A 1,897-nucleotide genomic window follows, 5' to 3' on the forward strand; every position below is an offset into this window, starting at 1 on the left:
AAACCTTGGTTTGGGCGACGTCGCACATCATCCGCACCTTACGGGTATTGTTGGCACATCTAGAAATGCAAAAATGAGTATTCCAGTAACTCTTGCCACGGCGACTTTCACAGCAGATGAGTTGATTGTTCAAACTGCGCTGGGAGGACTGCAATATAAACTGAGCAGTTTCAGTAAGACGATTAACCTTGCAACAACAGGTGCGGGCGGGATGGATATCGGCACTGTTCCTGTAACTGGATTCGTTGCACTGTATGCGATTTATAACCCAACAACTCAAGTATCTGCACTTCTGGCAGTTAATACCACATCAGTATTGGCCCCTGAAATTTGCAGCGGGGTAATGCCAACTGGTTACACTGCATCAGCACTTGTCAGTGTGTGGCGTATTGTTGCAAGTAAATTCATACCCGGTGAGCAAGTCAATCGCTCAATATCGATTCAATCTACAACGGCGTTCACTATTACTTCCAGTACACCGGCAACAACCATTGCGTCTATATCGTCAATAGTTCCACCGAATACGAAAAGAATATCAGGGATTGTAAACATTCTTATTGCTACCGCCGGAGGTGGTAACTATACAGAGTTTAATCTATTCAGTAGCGCCAGCAGTGTTGGTCGTCAATCTGCGAGATACGGCGCTCCCTCGATTGGTGACATGAATTGTAATTACTCCATCGATGTAAATGGTCAGAATGTTTATTATTCAACACTTAGCGCCAGCGGTTCATTAACAGCAAGCGCTTACATTTCAAAATATGAATTTTAGGGGTCGTGATGATTTACGTAAACTTTAGAGATGAGACAAAAGCGGAAATTGTCGCTTCATTTGCTAGCCCACAATCTCCAGAGGTTTATAAATTTCTTGGTGAAGTAGAAGAAAGCGATCCGCGATACATGGATTATTTATCAAAGTTTGAGATGCAAACAACAAAGTAATAAAAGCTGAGTGTTGTTAATGCCTCTGCCGTGCCAGATGTTGAGTGGCCTTTAGCACCAGAGTAATTAGTAATTACCGGGCTGTATGCCCGGTTAATTAACTATTCCGGCATTGACGGCCACTCAATATTCGGTGCTTTTGATGTATCAATTCGCATCAATAACACTCGGTATTTCTTCCACGCTGCAAGCTCTGCTGCCTCGTTACCTTCGGCGTAATTACCATCAACAGCATCTTGTCGCCAGCTAATTTCTGAGTCAGCAATCGCTTTTAAATGGCTCTTTTTAGCATTAGCATTAGCGACTAACTCATCATGAGTAAGAGGGGGTAAATCTACCCACTCAGGACGTCCATCAATGACGCCTAGCATTTCCCCATTTGGCGGTGTCTGTCTCCAGAACATCGCGGCTTCCTCGTCTGTCGCCAAAACTGCATCAACGGGCCACGAATCCTCGGTGTAAGTTCCATCTTCTTTCCATGCAGCAGGAATAAATGATTTTAATGATGGTGAAAAATAAGCAGTTGTCATTTTAGTTTCCTATTGCGAATACAAATGCTGAAAAGGCACCCGCTACGCCATTGGCGCGTAAGTGAAAATTGGTCAGAGTTTTCGGTGTGGGGTCTGAAATGTTGTTAAACGAGATAGTCGGAAAATCCGTACCCGCAACGCCAAAACGGTGAAATATCCCCCACGTACCCAAGCGCGCATTTGGAAACGGCGTCGGGTAAATCCATGGGGCATCGCCGCTGGCCCCTGACGTTACCAGCCCCCACTGCACAATTAGCCCACCTGGCACATCAGGGATTCGAATATAGTCATTCGCTGTGAACGTCCGTTTGTTAAATAAACTCATGACCGCCGCGACAGTTGGCAGTAAATTTGTTGCGGTACCGGCTGCCATTTGCGCGTTAGTCGCAACCCCTTGTTTTGCTGCGTCGCCTAAACCAAGGTTT

At 45.5% G+C, this 1,897-nt stretch carries 3 protein-coding genes and 1 pseudogene; 2 read left to right on the top strand and 2 right to left on the bottom strand.

Annotation, left to right across the window (positions count from 1 at the left end; genetic code table 11):
• Both V2A85_RS23335 and V2A85_RS23340 read left to right on the top strand, forming a co-directional pair.
• Positions 1 to 772: pseudogene (locus V2A85_RS23335) on the top strand (hypothetical protein); the annotation flags it as partial.
• 8 nt (positions 773 to 780) lie between these two features.
• Positions 781 to 942 carry a hypothetical protein gene (locus tag V2A85_RS23340; RefSeq protein WP_420072516.1) on the top strand — a complete coding sequence of 54 codons (162 nt, stop codon included), beginning with the start codon at positions 781 to 783 and terminating at the stop codon, positions 940 to 942.
• Between the two features lie 101 nt (positions 943 to 1,043).
• On the opposite strand, the gene V2A85_RS23345 is transcribed toward V2A85_RS23340, so the two are convergent.
• A complete protein-coding gene (locus V2A85_RS23345) occupies positions 1,044 to 1,472 on the bottom strand; it encodes a tail fiber assembly protein (RefSeq protein WP_420072517.1) in 429 nt (142 codons plus the stop codon).
• Between the two features lies 1 nt (position 1,473).
• Positions 1,474 to 1,897 (bottom strand): gp53-like domain-containing protein (locus V2A85_RS23350; RefSeq protein WP_420072518.1); only part of this gene is annotated, 424 nt, incomplete at its 5' end.

Origin of the sequence: Yersinia sp. 1252 StPb PI (genome assembly GCF_048593885.1) — a bacterium.
GTDB classification, from domain to species: Bacteria; Pseudomonadota; Gammaproteobacteria; order Enterobacterales; family Enterobacteriaceae; genus Yersinia; species Yersinia enterocolitica_E.

What these genes read in the sequence shown, in the direction of transcription:
- V2A85_RS23340 (WP_420072516.1), top strand. Translation starts at nt 781, where the DNA reads ATGATTTACGTAAACTTTAGAGATGAGACAAAAGCGGAAATTGTCGCT.
- V2A85_RS23345 (WP_420072517.1), bottom strand. Translation starts at nt 1,472, where the DNA reads ATGACAACTGCTTATTTTTCACCATCATTAAAATCATTTATTCCTGCT.